Below are 5194 nucleotides of genomic sequence, written 5' to 3' on the forward strand. Positions count from 1 at the left end.
GACCCGGAACTGGTCAAGGGCGTGCTGAACCTCATGGCAGGCCTGGGCCGCCGAGGCATGACCATGCTGGTGGTCACGCACGAGATGGGCTTTGCCCGCAAAGTCGCTGATCAGGTCGTCTTCATGGACGAAGGCGAGGTCGTCGAGTCCGGCACGCCCGCCGACCTCTTCGACAACCCGCAAAGCGAACGCCTCCAGCGCTTCCTCTCGGAAGTGCTCTGATGGAGACCCTGAAGGGAAGCGCCGCCGCGGGACCCATCCGCACCGCCGTCGTCGGGTTCGGCATCTCGGGCAAAGTCTTTCACGCACCGCTGATCGCGGCGGATGCCAACTACTCGCTGGACGTGATCGTCACGGCCGACCCGGACCGCGCCTCGGAGGCGGCGAGGCTCTACCCGGACGCCCGGATCGTCCCGACCCCGGAGGCCCTGTTCGCCCTCGCCACAGACCTTGACCTCGTCATCCTCGGCACGCCCCCGCTGACACACTACGACCTCGCCGCAACGGCCATTGCCCACGGCCTCCCCGTGGTGGTGGACAAGCCGTTCGTCACGACGTCGGCCCAGGGCAAGGAGCTCATGTCCCGGGCGGCCGACGCCGGCGTGCAGCTCACGGTATTCCAGAACCGCCGGTGGGATGCCGACTTCCTGACGCTCCAAAAGCTCCTCACGGACGGGGCGCTGGGTGAGGTCCGCACCTTCGAATCCCGCTTTGAGTGGTGGCGGCCGGAGGGCTTCGGGAACTGGCGGGACACCGCTTCCCTGACGGAAGGTGGCGGAATCCTCAACGACCTCGGCGCCCACCTGATCGACCAGGCTGTCCAGCTCTTTGGCCCGGTCACCGAAAGTTACGGGGAGACCGCGAACCACAGCCCGGACCCGGACGGGGCCGACACCGAGGCCTTCGTGTCCCTGCTCCATGACTCCGGGGTCCGGTCACGGTTGTGGATGAACGGGATGGCGGCCCAGGTTGGTCCTCGCTTCCACGTGCTGGGCTCCAAAGCGGCCTATACGAAGTGGGGCCTGGACAGCCAGGAACCTGCCCTCGCCGCCGGCATGACGCCGTCGGACCCGGGCTACGGCGTCGAACCCCAAACCCATTGGGGGACCTTGGGTATCGACGGCGGCGCAGTGTCCGTGCCGGCCGAGCAGGGTAATTACCCGCGGTTCTATAGGGATCTCGCTGCAGCCCTCCGCGGCCAGGAGCCATTACCGGTTCAGCCCGCCGAGTCCCTCGAAGTCCTCCAGATCATCGAAAAAATCCACGCCCTCGCCTAACCGGGTCACTTCCGGACGAGCCAGCACCCGTACAGCCACAATTCTTTAGAAAGGGAGACCCCATGTCCTCCACTGCTTCAGCCAAACGCGTCGCCATCATCGGCGGCGGCATCCTCGGCGTCTCCACCGCGGTCCACCTGCTCCGCGACGGCGCCTCCGTGATCCTCCTGACCGAACGCGGCCTGGCCAGCGAGGCGAGCGGCCGTTCGCTGTCGTGGCTGAACTCCGCCGGGGAACGCTCCACCCCGTACCACCAGCTCCGGGTCGCCGGCGTAGACCGCTACCGCACCCTCTTTGCCGCCGACCCCGACAGGGACTGGCTGCAGTTCGGCGGCGGCCTCATGTGGAATGCAGCCGGGCAGCGGGCCGTCACGGAAGCCCGCCACGCCTACGAAAAATCCGTCGGCTACGACTCCAAGCTCCTGTCGCCCGACCTGATTTCCTCGACCACCCCCGGCATCGATCCGGACGCCGTGCCGGACAACGCCATCTTCAACCCCGGCGAGGGCTGGGTCAGCCTGCCCGACCTGATTGACTTCATGATGGAGGAGTTCCACGCCCGGGGCGGCGAACTGGTCCTCAACGCCGGCAAGGTGTCCGTAACGGTAGAGGCCGGCCGGGCCACCGGCGTCGAGACCACCGCGGGCGGGACCTATGAGGCGGACGCTGTGCTCGTGGCGTGCGGTGCCGCAACGCCCGCCGTCGTCGCACCCCTCGGCGTCGAGATCCCCAACGGATCCCCCGTCTCCATGTTGGTGCTGACCAAACCCCTGGACCACAAGCTCAAGGCCGTGCTGAACACGCCCCGCGCCGCCGTCCGGCCCAACCCCGGAAACACCCTCGCCCTGGACCACGACTGGTACGAGGGGCACATCACCGAACACGCGGACGGCTCCTTCAGCATCCCCGATGACGTGGTCCAGGAACTCGCCGATGAAGCATCCAAGCTCATCGCCGGCAACCCCGAACTCAAACCGGCCTCCTGGAAGATCGGCTACAAACCCATCCCCGGCGACGGCGAACCGGTCCTCGGCGAACTCGGCCAGGTCCCCGGCTGCTTCGTGGCCTTCACACACTCGGGCGCCACCCTCGGCCTCATCGCAGGAGAACTTCTCGCAGGCGAGATCATAACCGGCGCCAAGCACCCGATGCTGGCCACCTTCCGGCCGGGACGCTTCTCCTAGACCGTCCGCAGGCAGGGCCTCCTGTCGGCCCTGCCTGCCCCGTCTACCGTTGTGGACGCAGGCATCTCCCGGGCGGCACGCCCACCGTTTGTGCTGCATGGAGAAAGAGGTCCGGGGCGGGTTTGCCGTCCCGGACGTCCTCTGCACTGAAAATACGGCCGGAAAAGCGCGGCAGCAGTCCCGTTAGGCCCAATGTTTTCTCCAGCCTGGCGTGGCGGCTGTTCGACGCGACGCAGGTCGGCAGCAGTATCCGTGAAAGCGCCTTATCCACTCCGGCAGTCGGCGTCAGTTCCTGCTCAAAGGCGTCGGCGTACCACTGCTGGTAGTTGAGTTCCCAGTTTGGGGGAAGAGCCCGGGCGAGAAAAGACTCCAGTTCCCGGGTGAAGTGGGTCGACGTCCGGCCCATGAAGCGGGCGACGATCTCCTCCTGGCTGAGGTGCCAGCCGTGGTCGGCAAGCACTCGCTGATCCACCTTCATGCTGAGCACCTCGCTGTCCACAAGGGTCCCGTCGCAGGCAAAGATGAGCTCCAGCCAAACACGTCGTCGTCGGTGGCGGCATCCTCGGTGCATCCACCTGCATGCACCTCGCACAGGGCGGCGCCCAGGTGACACTTGTGATAGCCGGGCCGCTCGCGAACGGTGCCTCGGGCCGCTCGATCGCATGGCTGAACTCCTCGGGTGCGCGCTCCGCCGAGTACCACTACCTGCGGATGCTTGCCATCGACCGCTACCGCACCTGGAGCGCGCGCCACCCCGAGAGCCGCGGCTACATCCGGTTCGATGGGGCACTGAAGTGGGCCGGACCCAATGAAACCTTCCGCGAGACCTTCGCTTTCGAGCGTTCGACAGGGTACGACTCCGTCTGGGTCGACCGCGCTGACGTGTCCAGGATCGCGCCGGATGTGAACGCGGCGGCGGTGGCCGAAGAGGGCGCGATTTACAACCCGGGCGAAGGCTGGGTAAACATGCCAGATTTCGTTCCGGCGCTCGTGGCCGAGGCGGTGGCCAACGGCGCGCGGAGCAGGACTGAAACCCATTCCCGGCGACGGGGAACCCGTAGTGGGTCCAGTGCCTTCAACCCCGGGCCTGCACACCGTGTTCACTCACTCGGGGGGCGACGCTCGCGCTGATCCTCGGCGAACTCCTCGCCGAGGAGATCCTCACCGGAACCCCATCCCCGGTGCTCAAGTCCTTCCGCCTCGACCGCTTCGACACCAGCGTCACCGCGCCGGAGGCAGTGAGCACAGGCGCCTGGGCCCCGGTGCACCAGAGCTAGCGGACCGGGAGCGGGGAGTGGTGGACACTGCGGCCTTCACCACTCCCCCGGCGGCACGGGCCGCTGCGCCCTGCAGCGTTCCGCGCCGTAGCGGCCCGGACAGATCTTCTCGGAAGCACAAGCCCCTGTCGCCAAAGTCTGTCCGATATCCGGGACAGTAAGTCCGGTGTACTAGTTCGTTTCTACTTGGTGCGCAGGCGGTCCGACTGAGTCTCGGATATTGAGCCGTGCTTCCAAGACATTATGCTTCGGGACCGATGTCTCGCCGGCGATCCTGGCGAGGAGGAGTTCTGCTGCCATTGAGCCGATGCGGTGCACCGGCTGGTGAACGGATGTTATGGCCGGTTGCATGAAGGTCATCCAGTCGAGGTCGTCGAAGCAGACGACCGAAAGTTGGTCCGGGACCGTGATCTTAAGGTCTGCGATGGCCTGCATCAGTCCGTGCGACATGGTTCCGTCGGCGGCGAAGACGGCCGTAGGTCGGGGTCCGGACTCGAGGAGCTCAACGGCTTCGTGGCGAGCTGCACCGGAGGAGTATGCGCCAGCGCGGCGGATCAGTTGGGTCTGCACGGGGACGTCGGCGTCCCGGTGGGCGTCGAGGTATCCGAGTAGCCGCTGCCAGCTTGGATAGAGCGTTTCCGCGGTCACGGGGGAAGAGACCGCTTGGGCTACGAAGTCCTTCAGGCTGCCATTTTCGATCTGCTCGAGTTCAGCGATGATTCCTATCCGTCTGTGACCTGCTTTCAGCAGGTGGGCGACTGCTTCACGGGCTGCGCCACGGTTGTCCACTGTCACTGAGTCTGCCGCCAGGTCATACGCTGCCCTGTCTATTTGGACTGTCGGGCAGCCGCCGGCTATGAGGTTGCGGAGATGCTCGGATCCTCGAATGTCACATGGGGTGATTATGAGCCCGTCGACGCGTTTTTCGAGGAGAAGCTGAACGGCTTCCATTTCGCGTTCGAGGTTCTCATCACTGTTGGTGAGGATGACGCCGAAACCACGCGATCTTGCCACGTCGCCGATCCCCCGCAGGACCCGGGCGTAAAAGGCGTTGTCGATGTCAGCGGCGACTACGCCTATGGTCTGGCTCCGGCCTGTGACGAGACTGCGGGCAACCATGTTCGGTTTGTAGCCCAGTTTCCGGGCTGCAGCTTGAACCCGGGCTGAAACCTCGTCGCTGGCATAGCCGTAACCGCCCAGGGCCCGCCCGGCCGTAGCCGTGCTGACACCGGCTTCAGCTGCAACCTGGGTGATGGTGATCCTGGGAGGTGGCGCCATGGGAGTCTTTCCGTGATCGAAAGGGTATGGGCGGCGGCGTGCGCAGCCGAAAACCCCGCGGGTCAGTAGCTTACCTTCAACATGTAGCGCGCCCCTCCAAAACGTGTCCTCGCACTGCTTTGCATCATGTGGCCCGAACGGCTCCGGGCTTGGCGCCCGTCCGGGATAGCACCTACTT

5 protein-coding genes and 1 pseudogene are annotated in these 5194 nt (G+C 65.8%); 4 read left to right on the forward strand and 2 right to left on the reverse strand.

Features of this window, described 5'->3' with window-relative positions:
* The 3 genes and pseudogenes from Y706_RS23175 to Y706_RS0102455 form a co-directional block, all read left to right on the forward strand.
* Positions 1-222, forward strand: a pseudogene (locus Y706_RS23175) (peptide ABC transporter ATP-binding protein); the annotation flags it as partial.
* On the forward strand, positions 222-1277 hold the full coding sequence (locus Y706_RS0102450) for a Gfo/Idh/MocA family protein (RefSeq protein WP_028275327.1): 1056 nt from the start codon (positions 222-224) through the stop codon (positions 1275-1277). The pseudogene Y706_RS23175 and the gene Y706_RS0102450, both read left to right, overlap by 1 nt.
* 62 nt (positions 1278-1339) lie before the next feature.
* Positions 1340-2461, forward strand: coding sequence for an NAD(P)/FAD-dependent oxidoreductase (locus Y706_RS0102455; protein WP_028275328.1), 1122 nt, complete (start codon positions 1340-1342; stop codon positions 2459-2461).
* 43 nt (positions 2462-2504) lie between these two features.
* Here Y706_RS0102455 and Y706_RS23180 read toward each other — a convergent pair whose 3' ends face one another.
* A complete protein-coding gene (locus tag Y706_RS23180) occupies positions 2505-3125 on the reverse strand; it encodes an HAD family hydrolase (protein WP_343213022.1) in 621 nt (206 codons plus the stop codon).
* Here Y706_RS23180 and Y706_RS23185 point away from each other — a divergent pair.
* Entirely contained in the window at positions 3041-3592 is a 552-nt protein-coding gene (locus Y706_RS23185; protein WP_028275329.1) for an FAD-dependent oxidoreductase, read from the forward strand. The two genes, Y706_RS23180 and Y706_RS23185, sit on opposite strands and share 85 nt — an antisense overlap.
* A 317-nt stretch (positions 3593-3909) precedes the next feature.
* Here Y706_RS23185 and Y706_RS0102475 read toward each other — a convergent pair.
* On the reverse strand, positions 3910-5194 hold a 1285-nt coding region (locus tag Y706_RS0102475; protein WP_216699096.1), incomplete at its 5' end, for a LacI family DNA-binding transcriptional regulator.

This window comes from Arthrobacter sp. I3, from assembly GCF_000520575.1.
Classification (GTDB): domain Bacteria; phylum Actinomycetota; class Actinomycetes; order Actinomycetales; family Micrococcaceae; genus Arthrobacter; species Arthrobacter humicola_A.